Source organism: Streptococcus oralis subsp. tigurinus, assembly GCF_002093545.1.
Taxonomy (GTDB): domain Bacteria; phylum Bacillota; class Bacilli; order Lactobacillales; family Streptococcaceae; genus Streptococcus; species Streptococcus oralis_C.
Map to the genome: position 1 here is coordinate 19,328 of NZ_LNVF01000002.1, position 24,991 is coordinate 44,318.

At 41.6% G+C, this 24,991-nt stretch carries 22 protein-coding genes; 20 read left to right on the forward strand and 2 right to left on the reverse strand.

Features of this window, described 5'->3' with window-relative positions; genetic code table 11:
• Positions 1 to 4: 4 nt before the first annotated feature.
• The 19 genes from dnaB (at position 5) to ATE34_RS04205 (ending at position 22,668) form a co-directional block, all read left to right on the forward strand.
• Positions 5 to 1,357, forward strand: a complete 1,353-nt coding sequence (dnaB, locus tag ATE34_RS04115) for a replicative DNA helicase (protein ID WP_000852476.1) — start codon at positions 5 to 7, stop codon at positions 1,355 to 1,357.
• A 1-nt stretch (position 1,358) separates the two neighbouring features.
• Positions 1,359 to 1,634: a Veg family protein gene (locus ATE34_RS04120; RefSeq protein WP_001278157.1), complete on the forward strand. Its 276-nt coding sequence runs from the start codon at positions 1,359 to 1,361 to the stop codon at positions 1,632 to 1,634.
• A gap of 90 nt (positions 1,635 to 1,724) precedes the next feature.
• Entirely contained in the window at positions 1,725 to 2,834 is a 1,110-nt protein-coding gene (locus ATE34_RS04125) for a CHAP domain-containing protein (protein WP_061598251.1), read from the forward strand.
• Positions 2,835 to 2,918: 84 nt separating this feature from the next.
• Complete coding sequence (gene polA, locus ATE34_RS04130) at positions 2,919 to 5,552, forward strand: DNA polymerase I (RefSeq protein ID WP_061598260.1); 2,634 nt, start codon at positions 2,919 to 2,921, stop codon at positions 5,550 to 5,552.
• 278 nt (positions 5,553 to 5,830) lie between these two features.
• A complete protein-coding gene (locus ATE34_RS04135; RefSeq protein ID WP_002880743.1) occupies positions 5,831 to 6,121 on the forward strand; it encodes a thiamine-binding protein in 291 nt (96 codons plus the stop codon).
• Positions 6,084 to 6,842 (forward strand): ABC transporter permease, encoded by a 759-nt coding sequence (locus tag ATE34_RS04140; RefSeq protein WP_180382671.1) that lies wholly within the window; start codon positions 6,084 to 6,086, stop codon positions 6,840 to 6,842. Before ATE34_RS04135 ends, ATE34_RS04140 begins: the two co-directional genes overlap by 38 nt.
• A 38-nt stretch (positions 6,843 to 6,880) precedes the next feature.
• On the forward strand, positions 6,881 to 7,888 hold the full coding sequence (locus ATE34_RS04145) for an ABC transporter substrate-binding protein (RefSeq protein ID WP_061598250.1): 1,008 nt from the start codon (positions 6,881 to 6,883) through the stop codon (positions 7,886 to 7,888).
• Positions 7,888 to 8,616, forward strand: a complete 729-nt coding sequence (locus ATE34_RS04150) for an ABC transporter ATP-binding protein (protein ID WP_061598249.1) — start codon at positions 7,888 to 7,890, stop codon at positions 8,614 to 8,616. Before ATE34_RS04145 ends, ATE34_RS04150 begins: the two co-directional genes overlap by 1 nt.
• Positions 8,617 to 8,734: 118 nt before the next feature.
• Entirely contained in the window at positions 8,735 to 9,193 is a 459-nt protein-coding gene (locus ATE34_RS04155) for a CtsR family transcriptional regulator (protein WP_061598248.1), read from the forward strand.
• Between the two features lies 1 nt (position 9,194).
• Positions 9,195 to 11,627 (forward strand): ATP-dependent Clp protease ATP-binding subunit, encoded by a 2,433-nt coding sequence (locus ATE34_RS04160; RefSeq protein ID WP_084911152.1) that lies wholly within the window; start codon positions 9,195 to 9,197, stop codon positions 11,625 to 11,627.
• 256 nt (positions 11,628 to 11,883) lie between these two features.
• Complete coding sequence (bgrR, locus tag ATE34_RS04165) at positions 11,884 to 12,537, forward strand: response regulator transcription factor BgrR (RefSeq protein WP_001024193.1); 654 nt, start codon at positions 11,884 to 11,886, stop codon at positions 12,535 to 12,537.
• Positions 12,534 to 13,874 (forward strand): sensor histidine kinase BgrS, encoded by a 1,341-nt coding sequence (bgrS, locus tag ATE34_RS04170; RefSeq protein ID WP_084911153.1) that lies wholly within the window; start codon positions 12,534 to 12,536, stop codon positions 13,872 to 13,874. Before bgrR ends, bgrS begins: the two co-directional genes overlap by 4 nt.
• 108 nt (positions 13,875 to 13,982) lie before the next feature.
• The gene (locus ATE34_RS04175; protein WP_000241945.1) at positions 13,983 to 14,510 is read left to right on the forward strand and encodes an isoprenylcysteine carboxyl methyltransferase family protein; all 528 of its coding nucleotides are present in this window, start codon (positions 13,983 to 13,985) and stop codon (positions 14,508 to 14,510) included.
• Positions 14,511 to 14,592: 82 nt separating this feature from the next.
• Positions 14,593 to 17,943 carry a GAG-binding domain-containing protein gene (locus tag ATE34_RS04180; RefSeq protein ID WP_084911154.1) on the forward strand — a complete coding sequence of 1,117 codons (3,351 nt, stop codon included), beginning with the start codon at positions 14,593 to 14,595 and terminating at the stop codon, positions 17,941 to 17,943.
• Between the two features lie 332 nt (positions 17,944 to 18,275).
• Positions 18,276 to 19,334, forward strand: a complete 1,059-nt coding sequence (locus ATE34_RS04185) for an AAA family ATPase (RefSeq protein WP_061598244.1) — start codon at positions 18,276 to 18,278, stop codon at positions 19,332 to 19,334.
• A 9-nt stretch (positions 19,335 to 19,343) separates the two neighbouring features.
• Positions 19,344 to 20,123 (forward strand): nicotinamide riboside transporter PnuC, encoded by a 780-nt coding sequence (pnuC, locus tag ATE34_RS04190; protein ID WP_084911155.1) that lies wholly within the window; start codon positions 19,344 to 19,346, stop codon positions 20,121 to 20,123.
• Position 20,124: 1 nt separating this feature from the next.
• Positions 20,125 to 20,898: an NUDIX domain-containing protein gene (locus tag ATE34_RS04195; protein WP_061598242.1), complete on the forward strand. Its 774-nt coding sequence runs from the start codon at positions 20,125 to 20,127 to the stop codon at positions 20,896 to 20,898.
• 273 nt (positions 20,899 to 21,171) lie between these two features.
• The gene (locus ATE34_RS04200; protein ID WP_061598241.1) at positions 21,172 to 21,855 is read left to right on the forward strand and encodes a hypothetical protein; all 684 of its coding nucleotides are present in this window, start codon (positions 21,172 to 21,174) and stop codon (positions 21,853 to 21,855) included.
• Positions 21,856 to 21,981: 126 nt separating this feature from the next.
• Positions 21,982 to 22,668, forward strand: a complete 687-nt coding sequence (locus tag ATE34_RS04205) for a YoaK family protein (RefSeq protein WP_000764009.1) — start codon at positions 21,982 to 21,984, stop codon at positions 22,666 to 22,668.
• Positions 22,669 to 22,723: 55 nt separating this feature from the next.
• On the opposite strand, the gene dusB is transcribed toward ATE34_RS04205, so the two are convergent.
• Together dusB and hslO are read right to left on the reverse strand one after the other, a co-directional pair.
• Positions 22,724 to 23,704: a tRNA dihydrouridine synthase DusB gene (gene dusB / locus ATE34_RS04210; RefSeq protein ID WP_061598240.1), complete on the reverse strand. Its 981-nt coding sequence runs from the start codon at positions 23,702 to 23,704 to the stop codon at positions 22,724 to 22,726.
• Complete coding sequence (hslO, locus tag ATE34_RS04215) at positions 23,691 to 24,563, reverse strand: Hsp33 family molecular chaperone HslO (protein WP_061598239.1); 873 nt, start codon at positions 24,561 to 24,563, stop codon at positions 23,691 to 23,693. The genes dusB and hslO overlap by 14 nt, the downstream gene beginning before the upstream one ends.
• 286 nt (positions 24,564 to 24,849) lie before the next feature.
• On the opposite strand from hslO, the gene ATE34_RS04220 reads away from it, so the two are divergent.
• Positions 24,850 to 24,981, forward strand: a complete 132-nt coding sequence (locus ATE34_RS04220) for a teichoic acid D-Ala incorporation-associated protein DltX (RefSeq protein WP_007518064.1) — start codon at positions 24,850 to 24,852, stop codon at positions 24,979 to 24,981.
• Positions 24,982 to 24,991 lie beyond the last annotated feature (10 nt).

Sequence of the window (24,991 nt, forward strand, 5' to 3'; positions counted from 1 at the left end):
TCGGATGGCAGAAGTAGAAGAACTACGAGTTCAACCTCAGGATATTTTGGCAGAACAATCTGTTTTGGGGGCTATTTTTATAGATGAGAGTAAGCTCGTTTTTGTCCGAGAATACATTGATTCTCGTGACTTCTTTAAATATGCTCATCGGTTGATCTTCCAAGCGATGGTAGATTTGTCGGATCGTGGGGAAGCGATTGATGCGACGACAGTTCGGACGATTTTGGATAGCCAAGGGGATCTCCAAAATATTGGTGGCCTGTCCTATCTTGTTGAAATTGTCAACTCTGTACCAACTTCAGCTAATGCGGAGTATTATGCTAAAATCGTTGCAGAAAAGGCTATGCTACGTCGCTTGATTTCCAAGTTGACAGAGTCTGTCAACCAGGCCTATGAAGCTTCTAAGCCTGCAGATGAAATCATCGCTCAGGCTGAAAAGGGACTCATTGATGTTAGCGAAAACGCCAATCGTAGTGGGTTTAAAAATATCCGTGATATTCTAAATATCAACTTTGGAAACCTAGAAGTTCGGTCACAACAGACAACGGATATCACAGGTATTGCCACAGGCTATCGTGATTTGGACCATATGACGACAGGTCTCCACGAGGAGGAGTTGATTATCCTAGCGGCGCGTCCAGCGGTTGGTAAGACAGCCTTTGCCTTAAATATTGCTCAGAACATTGGTACCAAGTTGGATAAGACGGTAGCTATCTTTTCACTGGAAATGGGTGCAGAAAGCCTAGTAGACCGTATGTTGGCAGCAGAAGGTTTGGTGGAGTCTCATTCTATCCGTACTGGTCAATTGACTGATGAGGAGTGGCAAAAATATACCATTGCTCAAGGGAATCTAGCCAACGCGAGTATCTATATTGATGATACGCCAGGGATTCGGATCACAGAAATTCGTTCGCGCTCACGCAAACTAGCTCAAGAAACTGGAAATCTTGGTTTGATTTTGATTGACTACCTACAGCTTATCACAGGGACTGGTCGCGAGAACCGCCAACAAGAAGTTTCTGAAATTTCTCGGCAGTTGAAAATTCTTGCTAAGGAATTGAAAGTTCCAGTCATTGCTCTTAGTCAGTTATCTCGTGGAGTGGAACAGCGGCAGGATAAGAGACCAGTCTTGTCTGATATTCGTGAATCGGGTTCTATCGAGCAGGATGCAGATATCGTAGCCTTTCTATACCGTGACGACTACTACGATCGTGCGGGTGAAGAAGAGGAAGGAATTCCAAATAATAAGGTTGAGGTTATCATCGAGAAAAACCGTAGTGGAGCTCGTGGAACAGTGGAATTGATTTTCCAAAAAGAATACAATAAATTTTCAAGTATCTCAAAGAGGGAGGCATAAGATGTCAGATGCATTTTCAGATGTAGCCAAGATGAAAAAAATCAAAGAAGAGATCAAGGCGCATGAGGGACAAGTCGTTGAAATGACTTTGGAGAATGGCCGTAAGCGCCAAAAAAATCGATTGGGTAAGCTAATTGAGGTTTATCCATCCCTATTTATCGTTGAATTTGGGGATGTTGAGGGAGACAAACAAGCCAATGTCTATGTCGAATCCTTCACCTACTCAGACATCTTGACAGAAAAGAACTTGATTCGCTATCTAGACCAAGAATCATAAAATGAAGTGAGCTTTGCTCACTTTTTTCTTTTTCTCCCGAATAGTATAAACGAGGGTAACCTCGGAAATTTATATCACTAAGGAGAATGAATGACGTTTTTTAAATCAGGAGTTAAGAAGAGTAGATGTACTCAGTTGAGTGTAGGGTTGGCTACTTTGTTCGTTACGAGTACCTTTTTGTTTGGTGGGGAATCGGTTCAGGCCGATAGTGTAGCGCGTGGTGATGACTATCCGCTTCACTACAAAAATGGTAGTGTTGAAATCGATCAATGGCGGATGTATTCTCGCCAGTGTACCTCTTTTGCGGCCTTTCGTTTGAGTAGTGTAAATGGCTTTGAGATTCCTCCTGCCTACGGAAATGCGAATGAATGGGGGCATCGTGCAAGGCGAGAAGGCTATCGTGTGGATACTAAGCCAGAAGTTGGAGCTATTGCTTGGTCGACAGAAGGTTATTATGGGCACGTGGCTTGGGTATCAAATGTATCAGGGGATACGATTGAGATTGAAGAGTATAACTATGGGGTTCGAGAAAAGTATAACCGTCGAAAAGTCAAGGCTAGTTCGATGACTGGTTTTATTCATTTCAGGGATTTATCCGCTAGCCATGGTGCGAGTGAGGGTGCTCGTAGCTCAGAGCTTCCGTCCAGTGGGACAATAGTGTTCACGGGGAAATTGCCGATTATGGACCAACCAGCAAGCACAGGACAAGTTATTGACTACTATTATGCTGGTGAGAGTGTGAGTTATGATCAAGTTCTTGAAAAGGATGGTTATAAGTGGCTCGGTTATTTGTCTTATAGCGGTTCTAGAAGATATGTGCAGTATGCAGAGCTAAGCAATACAGAAAAAGGCTGGAAAAAAGAAGGAGGGAGTTGGAATTACCGTGAGAACGGGAAACTCGCAACTGGTTGGAAGAAAATAAATGGCAGTTGGTATAACTTTAAAGACAATGGAACCATGTCAACAGGTTGGGTGAAGGATGGTTCGCATTGGTACTATCTAAAGGCATCAGGGGAGATGCAGACAGGATGGCTCAAGGAAAATGGAACATGGTATTATTTGGAGAGTTCAGGGGCTATGAAGTCTAGCCAGTGGTTCCAGGTAGGAGGAAAGTCTTATTACGTCAGTGCTTCAGGGGCTTTAGCAGTGAATACTACTGTAGATGGCTATCGAGTGGATAGTAATGGAGCTAGAATCTAGAAAGAATATAAAAAAGAGAGCTTCACTACCATTTGCCTATTCTTTCCGATGGTATTTTTCCTTGCTTTCCTTTATAATGGGTGTATGGACAAGAAAAAATTATTATTAATTGATGGATCTTCTGTTGCTTTTCGAGCTTTTTTTGCGCTCTATCAGCAGTTGGATCGATTTAAAAATGCTAATGGTCTTCATACCAATGCAATCTATGGCTTTCAACTTATGTTGAATCACGTCTTGGAGCGGGTTGACCCCAGCCATGTTTTGGTAGCTTTTGATGCAGGTAAGACGACTTTCCGAACAGAGATGTATGCAGACTACAAGGGTGGCCGTGCTAAAACTCCAGATGAGTTTCGTGAGCAATTTCCCTTCATTCGTGAGTTGTTAGACCATCTTGGGATTCGCCATTATGAGTTGGCCCAGTATGAAGCTGATGATATCATCGGGACCCTAGGTCGTTTGGCTGAGAAGGATTCCTTCGATGTGACTATCGTTAGCGGAGACAAGGACTTGATCCAGTTGACGGATGAGCATACAGTGGTTGAGATTTCCAAGAAAGGTGTGGCTGAGTTTGAGGCCTTTACGCCAGACTATCTTATGGAAAAAATGGGCCTCACACCAGCTCAGTTTATCGATCTTAAGGCTCTTATGGGGGATAAGTCTGATAATATCCCTGGTGTCACGAAAATCGGTGAAAAGACGGGTATCAAGCTATTGCTGGAGCACGGTTCGCTAGAGGGTATTTATGAAAATATTGATGGGATGAAGGCTTCTAAGATGAAGGAAAATCTCATTAATGACAAGGAACAAGCCTTTTTGTCTAAAACCTTGGCGACCATTGAGACTCAGGCACCAATTGAGATTGGACTAGATGACTTGGTATATAATGGCCCAGATGTGGAAAATCTCGGGAAATTCTACGATGAAATGGGTTTTAAACAGCTCAAACAAGCTTTGAATGCTTCTCAGGCGAATCAATCTGAGACTTTGAATTTCACCATGGTGGACAAAGTGAGTCAAGATATGCTGAGCGCAGACTCCATCTTCCACTTTGAACTTTTTGGTGAAAACTACCATACAGATGACTTGGTTGGTTTTGCCTGGTCTTGTGGGGATAAACTTTACGCTACAGACAAACTTGAGCTCTTGCAGGCGCCGATTTTCAAGGAATTTTTAGAAAAAACACCTCTGAAAGTGTATGACTTTAAGAAAGCTAAGGTTCTTTTAAATCGCTTGGGCTTGAACCTGCAGGCCCCTGCTTTTGACAGCCGTTTGGCCAAATACCTCCTCTCTACTGTCGAGAACAATGAAATTTCAACCATTGCGAATCTCTATGGCCAAACTTATTTGGCTGATGATGAGATTTTCTACGGTAAGGGGGTCAAGAAAGCCATTCCTGAGAGAGAGAAATTCTTGGAGCATTTGGCTCGCAAGGTTGCTGTATTGGTTGAGACGGAGCCTGTTTTGCTTGAAAAACTCAGTGAACACGGGCAGTTAGACCTTCTCTATGACATGGAGCAACCTCTGGCTTTTGTCCTTGCCAAGATGGAAATTGCTGGGATCAAGGTCAAAAAAGAAGCCCTACTTGAGATGCAGGCTGAAAATGAGGTCGTCATTGAGCAACTCACTCAAGAAATCTACGAGTTAGCTGGTGAAGAGTTTAATATAAATTCACCTAAACAGTTGGGCGTCCTTCTCTTTGAAAAACTGGGACTTCCTCTAGAATACACCAAGAAAACCAAGACAGGTTACTCGACAGCAGTGGATGTGCTGGAGCGTCTGGCTCCTATTGCACCGATTGTCAAAAAAATTCTAGACTACCGTCAGATTGCTAAGATTCAATCGACTTACGTGGTTGGCTTGCAGGATTGGATTTTAGATGATGGCAAGATCCACACGCGCTATGTGCAAGATTTGACTCAGACTGGGCGTTTGTCTAGTGTAGATCCAAACTTGCAAAATATCCCTGTTCGCTTGGAACAAGGTCGCCTCATTCGTAAGGCTTTTGTGCCAGAGTGGGAGGATAGTGTCCTTCTTAGCTCCGACTATTCACAGATTGAGTTGCGCGTTTTGGCGCATATCTCTAAGGATGAGCACTTAATCAAGGCCTTCCAAGAGGGAGCAGATATCCATACTTCGACAGCTATGCGTGTCTTTGAAATTGAACGTCCTGAGGATGTGACGCCAAACGACCGTCGCAATGCCAAGGCTGTCAACTTTGGAGTGGTTTACGGGATTTCAGATTTTGGTTTGGCGAACAATCTTGGTATTAGTCGTAAGAAGGCCAAAGCCTACATTGATACCTACTTTGAGCGTTTTCCTGGGATTAAAAACTATATGGAAGAAGTGGTACGTGAAGCGCGTGATAAGGGATATGTAGAGACCCTCTTCAAGCGTCGTCGAGAGCTACCAGATATCAATTCGCGCAACTTTAACATTCGTGGTTTTGCAGAGCGAACTGCCATTAACTCCCCTATTCAGGGTTCGGCAGCAGATATCCTCAAGATTGCTATGATCCAGCTAGACAAGGCTCTAGTTGAAGGTGGCTATCAGACCAAGATGCTCTTGCAAGTGCATGATGAAATCGTCCTTGAGGTTCCGAAATCAGAACTAGCAGCCGTTAAAGCTCTAGTGAAACAAACCATGGAAGAAGCCATCCAGCTTAGTGTTCCCCTCATCGCTGATGAGAATGAAGGGGCAACCTGGTACGAGGCTAAATAAGAAAGCTATGATAGAGTTTGAAGCGCGTGCCTTCAAGCTCTTTTTCATGATTTTCTGTAAGCAGTTTCCTTGACTTTTCCTTGTATTTGCGTTACTATATATCCATATAAGATATGGGAGTCTGTGTACAGTCTGAGAGGAAGTGTTAAACTTCGACCGCACCTGATCTGGGTAATGCCAGCGTAGGGAACGATACTTAACCGAATTCTGCACCTTTTCCATATATGGCAAAGGTTTTTCTTTTTGTCAAAAAGAAAAACTGAGAAGAGGAGGTTTTTATGAAAGCAAGCATTGCCTTGCAAGTCTTGCCCCTATCACAGGGGATTGATCGAATTGCTATTATCGATCAAGTGATTGCTTATCTGCAAGCTCAGTCCGTGACCATGGTGGTGACACCCTTTGAAACGGTCTTGGAAGGGGAGTTGGATGAGCTCATGCGCATTCTCAAAGAAGCGCTTGAAGTGGCCGGGCAGGAGGCAGATAATGTCTTTGCCAATGTCAAAATAAATGTAGGAGAGATTTTAAGTATTGATGACAAACTTGAAAAGTATACTGAGACGACACATTAGTCTATTGGGTTTTCTAGGAGTCTTGTCAATCTGGCAATTAGCGGGAGTATTCAAACTTTTACCCAAGTTTATCCTGCCAACTCCTCTTGAGATTATCCAGTCCTTTGTTCGTGACAGAGAATTTCTCTGGTACCATAGCTGGGCGACCTTGAGAGTGGCTTTGCTAGGTCTAGTCTTAGGAGTCTTGATTGCCTGTCTTATGGCGGTGCTCATGGATAGTCTGACTTGGCTCAATGACTTGATTTATCCTATGATGGTGGTTGTTCAGACCATTCCGACCATTGCCATAGCGCCTATCTTGGTCTTGTGGCTAGGCTATGGGATTTTGCCCAAGATTGTCTTGATTATCCTGACGACAACCTTCCCTATCATCGTCAGTATTTTGGATGGATTTAGGCACTGTGACAAGGATATGCTGACCTTGTTTAGTCTGATGCGAGCAAACCCTTGGCAAATCCTTTGGCATTTTAAAATCCCTGTCAGCCTGCCCTACTTTTATGCAGGTCTGAGGGTCAGTGTCTCCTACGCCTTTATCACAACTGTGGTGTCTGAGTGGTTGGGAGGTTTTGAAGGTCTTGGTGTTTATATGATTCAGTCTAAAAAACTGTTTCAGTATGATACCATGTTTGCCATTATTATTCTGGTGTCGATTATCAGCCTTTTGGGTATGAAATTGGTTGATATTAGCGAAAAATATGTGATTAAATGGAAACGTCCCTAAGATAAGGATGTTTTAGAAAAAGAAAAGAGGAAATCAAAATGAAAAAAACATGGAAAGTGTTTTTAACGATTGTAACGGCTTTTGTAGCTGTTGTGCTTGTGGCTTGTGGTCAAGGAACTGCTTCTAAGGACAACAAAGAAGCAGAAGTTAAGAAGATTGACTTTATCCTAGACTGGACCCCAAATACTAACCACACAGGGCTTTATGTTGCCAAGGAAAAAGGTTATTTCAAAGAAGCTGGAGTGGATGTTGATTTGAAATTACCACCAGAAGAAAGCTCATCTGACTTGGTGATCAATGGTAAGGCACCATTTGCAGTGTATTTCCAAGACTACATGGCTAAAAAATTGGAAAAAGGGGCAGGAATTACTGCCGTTGCAGCTATCGTTGAGCACAATACATCAGGGATCATCTCACGTAAATCTGACAATGTCAGCAGTCCAAAAGACTTGGCTGGTAAGAAATACGGTACTTGGAATGACCCCACTGAACTTGCTATGTTGAAAACCTTGGTAGAATCACAAGGCGGAGACTTTGAGAATGTCGAAAAAGTACCAAACAACGACTCAAACTCTATCACACCGATTGCCAATGGCGTCTTTGACACTGCTTGGATCTACTACGGTTGGGATGGTATCCTTGCCAAATCTCAAGGCGTAGATGCTAACTTCATGTACTTGAAAGACTATGTCAAGGAGTTTGACTACTACTCACCAGTTATCATCGCAAACAACGACTATCTCAAAGACAACAAAGAAGAAGCTCGTAAAGTCATCCAAGCCATCAAAAAAGGCTACCAATATGCCATGGAACATCCAGAAGAAGCTGCAGATATCCTCATAAAGAATGCACCTGAACTCAAGGAAAAACGTGACTTTGTTATCGAATCTCAAAAATACTTGTCAAAAGAGTATGCAAGCGACAAGGAAAAATGGGGACAATTTGACGCTGACCGCTGGAATGCCTTCTACAAATGGGACAAAGAAAATGGTATCCTTAAAGAAGACTTGACAGACAAAGGCTTCACTAACGAATTTGTAAAATAATGACAGAAATTAGACTAGAACACGTAAGCTATGCCTATGGCGATGAAAAGATTTTAGAGGACATCAACCTGCAGGTGACTTCGGGTGAAGTGGTTTCTATCCTAGGTCCAAGTGGTGTTGGAAAGACCACTCTCTTTAACCTAATCGCTGGGATTTTAGAAGTCCAGTCTGGGCGAATTGTCCTTGATGGCGAGGAAAATCCTAAGGGGCGCGTGAGTTATATGTTACAAAAGGATTTGCTCTTGGAGCACAAGACGGTGCTTGGCAATATCATCCTGCCTCTCTTGATTCAAAAGGTGGATAAGGCGGAGGCCATTGCCCGAGCGGATGAAATCCTTGCGACCTTCCAGCTGACAGCCGTACGGGATAAGTATCCTCACGAACTCAGCGGAGGGATGCGCCAGCGTGTAGCCTTGCTTCGGACCTACCTTTTCGGGCACAAGCTCTTTCTTCTTGACGAGGCTTTTAGTGCCTTGGATGAGATGACCAAGATGGAACTCCACGCTTGGTACCTTAAGATTCACAAGCAGCTGCAGCTGACGACCCTCATCATCACTCATAGTATCGAAGAGGCCCTTAATCTCAGTGACCGCATCTACATCCTAAAAAATCGGCCTGGGCAGATTGTTTCAGAAATTAAACTAGATTGGTCTGAAGACGAGGACAAGGAAGTCCAAAAAATTGCCTACAAGCGTCAAATCTTGGCGGAATTGGGCTTAGATAAGTAGAAAAATAGGGAGTTGGTGAAGATTATCCTTTACCAGCGCCCTTTTTCTTTAAAAAAATCAAAAATTTCGGTATAATAGTCAAAGATAGTCAAGGTTCAAAGAAGGAGTTTGATTTACTATGAGATTTAAAAATACATCAGATCATATCGAAGCCTATATCAAGGCGATTTTAGACCGATCTGGTATCGTGGAATTGCAGCGGAGCCAGTTAGCAGATACCTTTCAGGTTGTACCGAGTCAGATCAACTATGTCATCAAGACACGCTTTACGGAAAGTAGAGGTTACTTAGTTGAGAGTAAACGAGGTGGTGGAGGCTACATTCGCATTGGGCGGATTGAGTTTTCCAGTCATCATGAGATGCTCCGCGATTTGCTTTACTCGATTGGTGAGCGAGTTAGTCAGGAGATTTATGAGGATATTCTCCAGCTTTTGGTGGAGCAGGACTTAATGACCAAGCAGGAGATGACCTTACTGACTTCAGTAGCAACAGATCGTGTCCTAGGGGAAGAATCCTCAGTTGTCCGTGCCAATATGCTCCGACAGCTATTGCAAGAGGTAGATAGAAAAGAGAAGTAAGATGAACTATTCAAAAGCATTGAATGAATGTATCGAAAGTGCCTACATGGTTGCTGGCCATTTTGGAGCTCATTACCTAGAGTCTTGGCATTTATTGATTGCCATGTCCAATCACAGTTACAGTGTGGCAGGTGCGACTCTAAATGATTATCCTTATGAAATGGACCGTTTAGAAGAGGTTGCGTTGGAACTGACTGAAACCGACTATAGCCAAGATGAAACCTTTACGGAATTGCCCTTTTCCCATCGTTTGGAGGTTCTCTTTGCAGAAGCAGAGTATGTAGCCTCAGTGGTCCACGCAAAGGTGTTAGGGACAGAGCATGTATTATATGCAATCTTGCATGATGGCAATGCCTTGGCAACTCGCATCTTGGAGAGAGCAGGATTTTCTTATGAAGACCAGAAAGATCAGGTCAGAATTGCTGCTCTTCGTCGCAATTTAGAGGAACGTGCAGGTTGGACAAGAGAAGACCTTAAGGCTTTGCGTCAACGCCATCGCACAGTAACTGACAAGCAAAATTCTATGGCCAATATGATGGGCATGCCTCAAGCTCAAAGTGGTGGTCTAGAGGACTACACGCATGACCTGACGGAGCAAGCGCGCTCTGGCAAGTTAGAACCAGTTATTGGTCGTGACAAGGAAATCGCACGTATGATTCAGATTTTGAGTCGGAAGACCAAGAATAATCCTGTCTTGGTTGGAGATGCGGGTGTCGGGAAAACAGCTCTGGCACTTGGACTTGCTCAGCGTATTGCTAGTGGGGATGTACCTGCAGAAATGGCAAAGATGCGTGTTCTAGAGCTTGATTTGATGAATGTCGTTGCGGGGACACGTTTTCGTGGTGACTTTGAAGAGCGCATGAACAACATCATCAAAGATATCGAGGAAGATGGCAAAGTGATCCTCTTTATCGATGAACTCCACACCATCATGGGTTCTGGAAGCGGTATTGACTCGACTCTGGATGCGGCCAATATCTTGAAACCAGCCTTGGCGCGTGGAACTTTGAGAACGGTTGGGGCCACCACTCAGGAAGAATACCAAAAACACATCGAAAAGGATGCAGCTCTTTCTCGTCGTTTTGCCAAAGTGACGATTGAAGAGCCAAGTCTAGCTGACAGCATGACCATTTTGCAAGGTTTGAAAGCTACCTATGAGAAACACCACCGTGTGCAAATCACAGATGAAGCTGTCGAAACAGCTGTCAAGATGGCGCATCGTTACTTGACTAGTCGTCACTTACCAGATTCTGCTATCGACCTTTTAGATGAAGCGGCAGCAACTGTGCAAAACAAATCCAAGCATGTGAGAATGGACGAATCCGACTTGAGTCCAGCTGACAAGGCCTTGATGGATGGCAAGTGGAAACAAGCAGGCCAGCTAATCGCAAAAGAACAAGAAGAGCCTGTCTATAAAGACTTGGTGACAGAATCTGATATTTTGACCACCTTAAGTCGTTTGTCAGGTATCCCAGTCCAAAAGCTGACGCAAACAGATGCTAAGAAGTACCTGAACTTGGAAGCGGAATTGCATAAACGCGTCATCGGTCAAGATCAAGCTGTTTCAAGTATTAGCCGTGCCATTCGCCGCAACCAGTCAGGTATTCGCAGTCACAAGCGTCCGATTGGTTCCTTTATGTTCCTAGGGCCGACGGGTGTCGGGAAAACTGAATTAGCCAAGGCTTTGGCAGAAGTTCTCTTTGACGACGAATCAGCCCTTATCCGTTTTGATATGAGTGAGTATATGGAGAAATTCGCAGCCAGCCGTCTCAACGGAGCTCCTCCGGGCTATGTGGGCTACGAAGAAGGTGGGGAGTTGACCGAGAAGGTTCGTAACAAACCATATTCCGTTCTCCTCTTTGACGAGGTCGAGAAGGCCCACCCAGACATCTTTAATGTCCTCTTGCAAGTCTTGGACGATGGTGTGTTAACAGATAGCAAGGGGCGCAAGGTTGACTTTTCAAATACCATTATCATCATGACGTCAAACCTTGGTGCGACAGCCCTTCGTGATGATAAGACTGTCGGATTTGGGGCAAAGGACATTCGTTTTGACCAGGAAAATATGGAAAAACGAATCTTTGAAGAGTTGAAAAAAGCTTATCGACCAGAGTTTATCAATCGTATTGATGAAAAGGTGGTCTTCCACAGTTTGGATAGCGACCACATGCAGGAAATCGTTAAGATCATGGTGAAACCATTGATTGCTAGCCTAGCAGAGAAAGGCATCGACTTGAAACTGCAAGCTTCAGCGTTGAAGTTACTAGCAAGCCAAGGTTACAATCCAGAAATGGGAGCTCGCCCACTTCGCAGAACCCTGCAAACAGAAGTGGAGGACAAGTTGGCAGAACTTCTTCTTAAGGGAGAATTAGTGGCAGGAAAGACCCTCAAGATTGGTGTCAAAGCTGGTCAATTAAAATTTGATATTGCTTAAAAATAGAGAATCAGGAGTTGTCCTGATTCTTTTTGTATTTATTTTTAAAAAACCAAAGGAAATAAGTTGACAATATGTAAATATTGGTTATAATAAGAATAAATAGATATTAAGATTTGTATAGAATGAAAAAGAGCAGAGTTTCCTGAAATTTCCACCATTTCAATAGAGCCCTGTTTCTTTTTTTGCGTATGAAATGAAAATAACGTAAACCTAGCCAAAGAGTGAATTTTAGATAGGTTAAGAAGGGAAATAGATGAACATTTTAGTTGTAGATGATGAGGATATGATTAGAGAGGGAGTAGCTGCTTTTTTGAGAGAAGAAGGCTATCATGTTATTCTAGCAAAGGATGGACAGGAAGCTCTGGAGAAATTTCATGAGTTCCCTATTCATCTGATGGTCTTGGATCTGATGTTACCGAAGCGGAGTGGATTTGAGGTGTTAAAAGAAATTAATGGAAATCATGATATTCCTGTAATCGTCTTAAGTGCGCTCGGAGATGAGGAAACTCAGATGCAGGTATTTGACCTTTATGCTGATGATCATGTGACGAAACCATTTTCACTGGTGCTCCTAGTCAAACGGATTCAAGCCTTGCTTAGGCGTTACTATGTTGTGGAGGATATTTGGCATTATCAAGATGTGACAGTGGATTTTACATCCTACCAAGCTCGAGTCAAGAACGAGGAGGTTGCAATTAAGCCGAAAGAATTGTTGGTTTTAAAATGTTTAATCCAACATAAGAACCAGGTCTTGAGTAGAGAGCAGATACTCGAGTCTATCTCAAATGATTTTGCAGATTTGCCTCTTGATAGAGTAGTTGATGTTTACATTCGAAATCTTCGTAAGAAGTTGGATTTGGATTGTATTGTAACAGTGAAAAATGCCGGATATAAAATTAGTTTATGATAAAAAACCCTAAATTATTAACCAAATCATTTTTAAGAAGTTTTTCGATTTTAGGTGCAATTGCTTTGGTCATCCACATTGCCATCTATCTGACCTTTCCTTTTTATTACATTCAGCAAGAGGGTGAGAAGTTTAATGAGAGTGCTACTATTATGAGCAAGCACTTAGAAGGCAAAAATTTTCATGAACTGCCTAGTTTGCTGGAGTCCTATTCGAAATCTCTTCGCATCTCTGCCCATTTGAAAGATGACGTACTGGATAAGAGAATTTCCCTTGTGCACGACTTGGAAATAAAGGAAGGCAGTCCCACTAACTATATCGTAACGATTGACCGTCAGATTACGACAGCTGATGGTAAAAAGGTAACCATTCAATTTATTCAAGGTGTGGATATTTATAAAGAGGCAACACGGATTATGCTTCTCTATCTCCCGTATACCTTTTTAGCAACGCTTGTATTTGCCTTTCTCTTTTCCTACTTCTATACGAAACGTTTACTGGAGCCTCTCTTTTATATCTCAAAAGTTACAGGTAAGATGCAGGAGTTGGATCATGATATTCGCTTTGATGAAACGCGAAAGGATGAAGTTGGGGAAGTTGGAAAGCAAATCAATGATGTGTATGAAAACTTGCTGGCAGTCATTGATGAATCTGAGAGAAGAAATGAACGGATTGTCAGGTTGCAAAAGCAGAAAGTTTCTTTTGTTCGTGGAGCGTCACATGAGTTGAAAACCCCTTTAGCCAGTCTTCGAATTATTCTAGAGAATATGCAGTACAATATTGGGGATTATAAAGACCACCCTAAGTATATAGCAAAGAGTATCGATCAAATTGATCAAATGAGCCACTTGCTCGAAGAAGTTTTGGAGTCCTCTAAGTTCCAAGAGTGGACAGAGTGTAGCGAGACCTTGATAGTCCAGACTATTTTGACGGATGTTTTATCTCGCTATCAGGAATTAGCACGCTCAAGAGGAATAGAAATTGAAAATCAATTGACAGATGCTACTAGGGTCATCATGAGTCTCAAGGCATTGGATAAGGTTTTGACAAACCTGATTAGTAATGCAATTAAATATTCAGATAAAAATGGGCGCGTAATCCTATCCGAGCAAGATGGCTATCTTTCTATCAAGAATACCTGCCAACCCCTTAATCAAGAAGAGTTGAATCATTTGTTTGATATTTTTTACCACTCTCAAGTTGTTACAGATAAGTCTGAAGGGTCTGGCTTAGGGCTCTATATCGTGAATAACATCCTAGAAAGTTATCAAATGTCTTATAGTTTTCTCCCTTATGAACAGGGAATGGAATTTAAAATTTGCTTGCAAGCAGATTAGTTGTATAAAGCAAAAGAACGGAAATCTCTCCGTTCTTTTTTGTTAAAATTCACATAGGTTTAACATGAGAATATTATTTTAAATATAGAAAAAAGAAAGGATACTGGTATGGTATTAGCGATTATTTTAGTAACCTTCCTCGTTCGATTGATTTTTTTAAAACGTTCGATGGAGAATGAAAAACGAATCCTTAGCAATGGCGGGAAAGAATTTGGAGTTGAGAATACAAAACGATTAACGATGGCTCATATTGTTTTTTATCTCTCTTGCTTCGTTGAAGCAATGGTACATAAGACAAGGTTTGATGGCATGAGCATGGTTGGTTTAGTCTTGCTTATTTTTTCTATGCTGATGTTGATGTTGGTGATTCACTTGTTGGGAGATATTTGGACAGTAAAGCTAATGCTTGTTAATAATCACAAATTTGTAGATCATCCTCTCTTTCGAATTGTGAAACATCCCAATTACTTTTTGAATATTCTTCCTGAGTTAGTTGGTTTAGCTTTGGTGAGTCATGCTTACGTAACTTTTATCTTTATTTTTCCTGTCTATGCGGTTATTCTTTATCAAAGAATAGCAGAAGAAGAGAAATTACTGCAAGAAGTTATCATTCCTAATGGAAGAATGAAAGGATAGCGAAAATAATATAGCAAATTTCATATACAATTCATATTAGCAGGATATACTGTAGTTAATTAAAATTATGGAGGATATAGATATGTTTAAATCAAATCATGAACGAAGAATGCGTTATTCCATTCGTAAATTTAGTGTAGGAGTAGCTAGTGTACTAGTAGCTAGCTTCTTTATGGGGAGTGTTGCTCATGCTGGTGAGATGAGCTCTAGTACACCTACAAATAGTGCCAAGGTCACTGAGCAAACTTCATCTAAGAGTAAGGCAGGAGAAAACAAAGAAACTTCTTCTGAAAATAATAAAAAAACAGAACCAGCTAGAGAAACTTTGAAAGATGCAAAAGAAAAATTAATAAAGGAGCTAGCGGAAAGTGACCTTCCTACAGATAAAAAAGCAGCATATCAGCAGAAAATCGAACAGGCGAATGATACAGAAAGCTTGCTTTCGATAGATAATGATTTTCACCTAGACTTACTAGAACACCATGAAAAGCAGCATATGGAACAAGAAAGGAAGGAAAAAGAAAATCAATCGAAAGATGAAAACAAGGTAGTTCCTCCGACTAAGGAGAGCTCGGAACAGTCTCACGATACTTCTACAAAAGAGAACACAGGTGCGGTCGCTGAAATTCAAAAACGTTTAAAAGAAGAAATCAGAAAAGGTACCCTACCAACCGAGCGGAAAGATTCCTTGATAAAAGAGATTGAGGGAGAAGATGACCGTGATAACCTAGAAACTTTGGAGAATAGTTATAGAGAGCTGGAAGATACTTTCAAAAAAATCAATGAAGAACTCGACCATCAAAAGAAATTGATTAACGATATGGCAACTACAAAAGGTATCACCGAAGAAGATAAAAGTTCTTTAGTAGGCGAAATCAATAAAATCAAAGAGCGAGTTGTAAATGATTTTAAGAACGAGTCGGATAAATCACTCCAAACGATTAAACAAGAAGTTATTGCTGATCTAGGTAAGTTATTCAAATCTTACAAAGCCTACGTTGAAAAAGAAATTCAAAACTACGTCAATCAACAAGTGGACGAAAACATAAAGGAGAAAAAACTAAACAAAGAAGAAGCAAACGAGGATGCCACAATCAAACAGTTACGCGAGTCGGAAAAAAAGGCGCTTCAGCAACTCGATCAGGCCGCGAAAAATGAAGAGGTGCTGAAGGCTAAACACAGTCTTCTTGATGAGATTGCAAAACTCAAGTCATCTAATGGCAATAAAGAGACAACGAAACCGAGAGACAAACGAAGTGCTAAGGAGACTGATCAGCAAGATTTGGCTAAACAAATTTCAGAAGCTAATCTATCGCTTTCTAATCACATGAGTGAGCTGTTGGATAGAACTAAAAAAGATCTGAAATCTGAGGATGAGTCTAAATTTGATGAATTAATTAAAAATGCCTTAGGAATTGTAAATAAATATAGATCAGAGCTTTCTAAAGCTCAAACAAAAGAGGAACTAAATCGGATTCTAGAAACAGCGAAGTCAGAGCTAAATGCTACTGTGGAGGAATTCAAAAAAGGGTTAACGAAACCAACTGAGCCTCAAAGAAAGCCTGATATGGAAGGTCATATTCCTCCAACTAAAGATGGGAAATCTCAGACACCGACTGAAGAAACGAAAGAGATAGAATCTTTGAAGAATAAGGCTAAGGAAGAGCTAAAAAAACTAGAGCAAGCTTTGGCTGAAGTGAATAACTATCCAGAGTTACCAGAAAATAACAGTGATTATAAGGTGCAGAAAAAAGATATTTGGGATGATTCTAAAAAGATTGCTCCTGATAAAATAAAAGCATTTAGAGAACAGTTAGAAAAAGGTTCATACACTGCCAAAACTCTCCAAACGTTTATAGATGACTTTATCTATTATCAAATCCATGCACAAATCGAAAAGATGACAAGACAAGTCGCTTTGTATCGAGAAAAATACGCGAAAATTCCTAGTCTAGAAAAAGAATTTGAATCAGGCATTAAGCAAACGTGGAATAAGAATTATGCTACCTTAGAAGGGAAATATCTAGCGGATTACTTTAAGAATGAATTTCTTCCATCCTTTAATAAGATTCAGCAGATTGTGGAACTTCAGAAGGCTATCAGCCAGCTTGAAGAAGAAATGAAGACAGTCCCAGATGGAGCTAAGTTAACAGGAGAAGCTGGTTCTGCTTATGAAAAGGTCAGAAATCGTGCAAGCGAAATCATTAAACAAGGGAAAGAGCTTCTAGAACAAGTAAATATTACAGAAAAGCAGCTAGATACTCAGATAGGAGAGCTTCAGAAGAGCTTATCTGAATTGAAGGTAGCGAAGGCCAACTTAGTGCCAAAGAAAGAAGATAAGAAAGAAATTCCAAAACCAGATTTGCAACCAAGTCCTAAACCAGAAGGCAAGAAACCACACACGCCGGCACAACCCGGTGCTGAAAATCAGAAGCCATCTGCTCCAAAACCAGATATGCAACCAAGTCCTCAACCAGAAGGCAAAAAACCGCAAACACCGGCACAACCCGGTACTGAGGATAAAAAGCCATCTGCTCCAAAACCGGGTATGCAACCAAGTCCTCAACCAGAAGGCAAAAAACCGCAAACACCGGCACAACCCGGTACTGAAAATCAGAAGCCATCTGCTCCAAAACCAGGTATGCAACCAAGTCCTCAACCAGAAGGCAAAAAACCGCAAACACCGGCACAACCCGGTACTGAAAATCAGAAGCCATCTGCTCCAAAACCGGGTATGCAACCAAGTCCTCAACCAGAAGGCAAGAAACCACACACGCCGGCACAACCAAAGACACATAAAATCTTTACAGCAGCAGATGGCAAGACGAAAGTTTCAGTAATATTTGATAAACCTACAGATGCTGATAAGTTACATCTCAAGGAAGTAACGACGAAAGAGTTGGCTGATAAAATTGCTCGTAAAACAGGAGGAGGAACAGTTCGTGTGTTTGACTTATCTCTTTCTAAAGGAGGCAAGGAAACTCATGTCAATGGAGAACGAACTGTTCGGCTCGCGCTTGGGCAGACTGGCTCAGATGTTCATGTCTATCACGTAAAGGAAAATGGCGACCTTGAGCGTATTCCTTCTAAAGTTGAAAATGGGCAAGTTGTTTTTAAAACGAACCACTTCAGTTTGTTTGCGATTAAGACACTTTCTAAGAATCAAAATGTCACTACACCTAAGCAGACTAAACCGTCTATCCAAGATAGTCAAAAACAGATAGGAGAGAGACAAACTGGAAAATTCCAGAATAAAGAAGTTAATCATAAATCACTGGCTGCTGGAAATGAAACAGTGGCAAAAGGGAATCCTACATCAGCAACTGAGAAGAAATTGCCATCTACAGGAGTGGCGTCTAATCTAGTTCTTGAGATCATTGGTCTCCTTGGTTTGATTGGAACTTCATTCATCGCGATGAAAAGAAGAAAATAATGATTCAGTTTTTTAAAAATATCCACTTTCGATATTTAGCATTTGATTGGTTAACCATTGAAGATCCCAAAGATTTTACTTATAATTGGTATCTAATAATGATAAGTCATTTCATATAGAGATGAAACTAAGATATAAAAAGAGAAGGCTAGTGAACCACAAAAGTTAGAGTTTTTATGTTCAACTTTTGAGGGGCAGTATAAAGATGGCCTTCTCTTTTTTGCCACTTTTTTATAAAAAATAATAAAAATATATTGACAAAATAAAAATATAGTATATAATAAAAACACAGAAAATAAAAATATTAAAAATTATAAAAAGGTAAAACGTTTATGAAAAAGAAAACAGCAGTGATATTTGGAACCTTTGCCCCTCTCCATCAAGGGCATATCGACCTGATCCAGAGAGCGAAGCGCCAGTGTGATCAGGTCTGGGTAGTCGTTTCAGGCTATGAGGGAGACCGAGGGGAGCAGATAGGCTTAACTCTTCAAAAACGATTTCGCTATATCCGAGAAGCTTTTCGTGACGATGAGTTGACCTCTGTCTGTAAGCTGGATGAGACCAACCTTCCCCGTTACCCTATGGGCTGGCAGGAGTGGTTGGACCAGATGTTAGCGGAGATTTCCTACGATGAAAACCAGCAAGAGCTGATCTTCTTTGTAGGAGAAGCAGACTACCAGCAAGAGCTATCTAAACGTGGATTTGGCACTGTCTTGCAAGAAAGAAAGTTTGGTATCTCATCGACTATGATTCGAGAAAATCCAAGCAAATATTGGAAATACATCGCTCAGCCCTTCCGTCGTCAGTTTACAAAGAAAGTGTTGATTATGGGAAGTGCCAGCAATGGGAAGACCACTCTGGCCAAGGATTTGGCAAGGTATTACGATGCGCCGGTCAGCCTGGAATACGCGCGTGAGTACCAGATTAAAAACAATGTCCGTGACGATGAATTGACTCCAAAGGATTATTATTATCTCCTGTTGGGGCAGTATGACCAGACCTCAAAGCTAATCGATAGCAATGCCAATCGAGGTCTAGTGATAGCTGATACCAACTCATTGGTAACCAAGGGTTACTATGATTATTACATGGAGACTGAAGACCAAGGGGACTTATCAGGAGAAACCTTTGACAATCTCTTTGTTTCGATTTTGGCTAAGGAAAAATGGGACTTGATTCTCTTTGTGCAACCTGTTGGCTCCTATGTCAATGACGGATTTAGAGATATGACCATGGCGGGAGACCATATTCGCTACAGTTTTTCCCAGCATTTGGATCAGATGAGAGAGCGATATTTAACCAATATTCCTTTAGTTTATCTAGCGGAGGATTACCTAGGCAATTATGAAGCAGCAAAAGTGGCTATCGATGCCATTTACCAAGCAGATTAAGAGAAAATTATGAAAAAACTAACTGAAAAAATCACACAATTTATCGAAAACTTTAAAAATGTCCATGCAGAAGCCCATAAGATCGGTTTTGCAGGAATCATGCGCCTGCTATGGAAAGATCTCTTTGTCGGCCGTAGCCTTTTCCGGTGGTTGTATCTCATCGCCTTGTCGAGTGTCCCCTTGATCTTGGAATTCACTCAAAATACGGAAAGTTATGACTGGCTGAGCTTGTTTGCATCTTGGACTGGGATTGTCTGTGTTATCTTGGTAGCAGAAGGTCGTACAAGCAATTATCTCTTTGGAGCCATTAACTCAGCTATCTATTTGATTTTGGCAATGAATGCGACTTTTTATGGCGAAGTCTTGACGACTGTTTACTTCTTTGTCATGCAGCCGATTGGTCTCTATGCTTGGTTGTCCAATCGTATCAACGACCAAGGAAAACCAGAAGAATCCCACTTTGAAGCTAAGAAATTATCTGTTCTTGACTGGCTCAAGTACTTGGTTTTGACTGCTATTATCTGGATTGGCATGGGCTTGGCTTACCAAAGTATCCATAGTGCTCGCCCTTTCCGTGATAGTGTTACCGATGCGACCAATGGTGTTGGTCAGCTCTTGATGACACGTCTTTACCGTGAGCAATGGATTTTCTGGATTGCAACCAATCTCTTTAGTATCTACCTCTGGTGGGGTGAAAATATTCACATCCAAGGGATGTACTGGGTTTACACACTCAATAGTCTAGTGGGTTGGTACCAATGGACCAAGGCAGTTCGAAAGGAGGCATAAGATGGCAGATACGATGATTCCAGCCGGGATGACGGAAAAAGAATATTATGAAATCCATGCTAGGCAGGAGGAGTTTTTAGACTGGTACTACAAGCAGGAACTCCCTCAATATGAAAAACCAAGTGTGACAGTGGATATGGTAGCCTACTGCTTTGTCGAAGAAAAGATCAAGCTCCTGCTGATTCGTCGCAAGGCCCACCCTTATCAAAACTGTTTGGCCTTAGTTGGAGGCTTTATGGACAAGGGAGAAGATGCTGCACATGCCTGTCAGCGCGAAGTAAGTGAAGAAGTCAATCTCGAACTTCCTTTAGAAAAAATCGAGCAATTGATGACCGTATCGACCCCTGGTCGTGATCCACGGGGCTGGACCGTGACCATTGCCCACTTGGTGTATCTGCCTAGTCGCGCCTTAGGCCTCGTTCAGGCAGGAGACGATGCCAAGGATGTCGTTTTTGTAGATGTCGATTTTCAGACAGGCAAATGCTATCTTGAGGGAGTAGAGTTGGAGGAGCAAGCCTTCGCCTTTGACCATTATGCCATTATCCAAGAATCCATCAAACGAATTCAAGGCCGTCTCGACTGGAATCCGACCTTCCTTTATCTGCTGGAGGAAGAGTTTACTGTCTATGAAGGAACCGAACTGGTCAATCTCATCAACCCAGGTCGGCCCATCGTCAGCAATAACTTTCTCGTAAAATACGGCGAATATGTAGAAGAGGTTGGGCTCAAACGAGTGCCTAAAAAGAAACCAAGAAAAACCTATCGATTGAAATAAAAGTGAGGTCGGGACAAAGTTCCCGCCCTCTTTATTTATTATCATTTTTTATGAATGGCTATCTTTCTTAGAATTACACAAGAGCGATGCAAAAAATAGGACTCTAATATAAAAAATTTTCTATTTTTTCGTTTCGATTACGAATTGAAATAGTGGAGGGAACAATTTTTAAAATAGTTTATCTAAATAATTGACAGATTCAAGGTCTAATGTTACAATTATATTACAAAAAGATTTCTTAATATTTCAAAAATGTTACAAAGGAGTAGAAAAATGAAAAAGAAAACCTATATCAAATTGATGGCAGCGACTGTATTGGCTTCTACCTTGCTACTGGGAGCTTGTGGAAATAAAAACGAAACCGCTCAAACCAGTAGCTCTGCCAAGACAAGTCAATCATCAAGTTCCAAAGCAGCTTCTTCTAGCAAAGAAAGCAAGACTCAAAAATCTTCAAGCTCAGCTTCATCTGAAAAGGCTCAGGCATCTTCTGGTCAGTCTTCTACAACAGCAGATCAGTCACAAGCGAAACCAGCGCCTGAATCAAGACAAGAACAAGCAGCTCCTAGTCAACAAGCTCCAGCTCAGGCTCCATCAACTCAGCAAGGTTCTCAAGCCCAGTCTAACCAGTCAGGCTATGATCCAACAACTGACCGCAAACTTCAAGACAAGCAAGCAGAACACAACAAACGCTACAAGGGTGTTTTAACCATGGTCGATGGTGATTTCTCAGCAGCTGCAGGCAACTGGAAGGGAGCAAATGGCGAAACTATTACGGTTTCATCAGGGGGCCAATTTACAGTAGAAACTGCAGAAGGAAATAAAGAAAACTACTCTATTAGAGGCTACTCTTACACCCTTGATGATGGCAAGTATAATGCTAAAATCGGTGGAGGAAAAATCATCCAAATTACAACAGGTGCGGATGGTAAAGTTTCAAGCGTTGCCTTGTTTCAATAATAAAATTTGGTGTTTTAACTCTTACTAGAAATCGTTCTGTAAAAGAGTGAGTCAACTGTTTTTCACTTAGTTTCTCCAAGAGAAAGTGGTATAATAAAAAAATCAAAGGAAAACGAGTGATAATACATGGCGGATAAATTAATCTTACCTCAAAACACACGATTGATGGGAGTATTTCTTGGATTTGTAGGTGGTTCTTTGGATGTGTTTTGCCATATTCAATACCATAGTTTGGTAGCGACACAGACAGGGAATATTCTCCTATTGATATCTGATTGGCACGACTCAAATGTTATCAATACGATGCTACGATTCTGCTCCATTATTTTCTTTTCTCTAGGATTTCTGTTTGCATTGCACATGAAAGAATACCGCAAAACGGCCTACTGGCGGGTTAAGATGCTGCTCCCTTTATTTATTGGAACTCTTATTCTACCTTTCTTTTCACGATTTCCTCTATTAGAAGTTCCTTTCATCGCTTTTGGAACAGGAATGATGATGCTAACATTTACGGGCAGTTTGATTGAAGATCATCCCTATGTCATTTTTATGACGTCTGGAAATTATCGAAAGATGCTGACCGCTTTGTATCGCATTGCTAGAAGAGAAGGAAATATCCAAGAATACCGTCGTCAGGCCTTAAATTATGGGATTGTTGTGGGAAGTTTTGTAGTGGGCGCAATCAGCTTGGCTGTATTGATGCATTTTCTTCATGAATGGTCTATATGGATTGTCAGCCTCAATTTGTTTTTGATTATGTCCTATTATATAGCTAGAGTGAAGCAATTAGATTTACAAGATGAAAATATATAAAAACGGCAAGACTCATTTTTGAGCTTTGCCGTTTTTGTTAGTTGTAGATGTGAGACTATGCTTTGTCTAATTGCAAGAGGGCTTCAATCTCTGCAAGAGTGCTAGCTTGTGAAATGGCTCCACGAAGTTTAGCAGCGCCAGATGTTCCCCGGAGGTAGTGAGGAGCGAGGCCGCGGAATTCACGGACTGCAATTTTTTCTCCTTTGAGGCTAATCAAGCGTTTTAAGTGTTCGTAGGAGATTTTCATCTTATCTTCAAAGGTCAAATCAGGAAGGATTTCTCCTGTTTCAAAGTAATGATTGATTTGATTGAAGAGGTAGGGATTTCCCATGGCTGCGCGGCCAATCATAACTGCGTCAGCACCAACTTCTTCGATGCGTTGTTTAGCGTCTTGAACCGTACGGATGTCACCGTTGGCGATAAATGGAATCTTGGTCAAAGCTTGAGCGACCTTGTGAAGGGTCTCAAGGTCAGCGTGACCAGTATACATTTGCTCACGGGTACGACCGTGCATAGCAAGGGCAGAGACACCAGCAGCCTCAGCGGCGAGAGCATTTTCTACTGCCAGAGATGGGTCAGCCCAGCCGGTACGCATTTTGACAGTAAGGGGGATATCAAGGACAGATTGGACCTTGTTGATAATAGAGTAGATTTTGTCTGGATTCTTGAGCCACATAGCGCCAGCTTCGTTTTTCACGATTTTGTTAACTGGGCATCCCATGTTGATATCGACGATATCAGTCTTGGTATTTTCTTGGATGAATTCTGCTGCGCGTGCGAGGCTGTCTTCATCACTACCAAAGAGTTGGATAGAAACGGGATTTTCGCCTTCATCGATGTGAAGCATATGCAAGGTTTTTTCGTTGTTGTATTGGATTCCCTTGTCAGAGACCATTTCCATCACAACGAGTCCAGCTCCAAGCTCTTTTGCGATGGTACGAAAGGCTGAGTTGGTGACACCAGCCATGGGCGCTAAAACAGTACGATTGGGAATCTCAACATTGCCAATCATAAAAGGTGTATTAAGATTTGTCACGAATGAGTTCCTCCAGGTCGTTTTCATCAAAATTATAAGTTGTTTGGCAGAATTGACAAGTGATTTCTGCCCCGTGGTCTTCCTCTTTCATTTCCTCTAAGTCTGAGCTTGGAAGGCTGGCAAGAGCATCCATAAAGCGTTCTTTGCTGCAGTCACATTGGAAACGGATTTCTTCTTCGGAAAGGCGTTTGTAGGATTCGTCGCCATAGATAGCCTTGAGAAGGGCTTCGATATGGTCGTCGCTTTCTAGAAGAGTTGAAATGGCTGGCATTTCTTGGATGCGTTTCTCAAAGCGAGCAGTCTCTTCTTCCTTGGCCCCTGGCAATACTTGGAGAAGGAAGCCACCTGCGACTTTGACCTTGTCGTCTTTATCCAAAAGAACATTGAGGCCGACGGCTGAAGGAGTTTGTTGACTTTCGGTCAGGTAGTAGGCCAAGTCTTCACCGATTTCCCCGGATATGAGGGGAGTCATAGAGTTGTAAGGATTTCCAGTACCATAGTCTGTGATAACGAGAAATTGACCATTGCCGACAAAAGGTCCGACTAGGACTTCACCTGTTGCGGTCTTTTTGATGTCAACACCTGGATTTTGAACGTAGCCTTTGACATTTCCTTTGGTATCTGCGACCGTTATGATGGCACCGAGAGAGCTCGTTCCAAGAACTTTTACAGTAATCTTGGTATTTCCTTTTTCATTGGCTGCGAGAATTTGGCTAGCGATAAGGGCACGACCAAGTGCAACAGTCGAACTGGCTTGAGTTTGATGTTTTTCTTGAGCAGTGCGGACGGTTTCTGTGCTGTCAAGGACAAAAGCACGAAAGGCTCCGCTTTCTGATATAGTTTTAATAATTTTATCCATAGCTACTATTTTAGCATAAAAATGCCCAAAGAGGGAGCCGTGTGTTTGTTGTTATTCTTTAAACTGTTTAATTTCTGATGACTGGTATAGGAGATTTATAGAAATGGAAATCTTTGCCTGCATCTACTGTTAACATTTTAATTTATCTTAAAATAACCTAAAACGAACTTTTAAGTTATGGTAAACAGTTGAAAAAAAGGTTGATAAAGTGGTAAAATGTTAGGAAGATAAGTTACTAATAGTGCGTATTTGTAGTCAATAGAAATGATATATTAATGGATAGCTTATGAAAAAACAACGAAACCTACATGTATTTTTAGGCCGGACGGCCCTATATTTTGTAATCTTACTTGGCTTGCTTTATTTTTTTAGTTACCTTGGGCAGGGACAAGGTGGCTTTATTTATAATGAGTTCTAGTTTAAAGGAG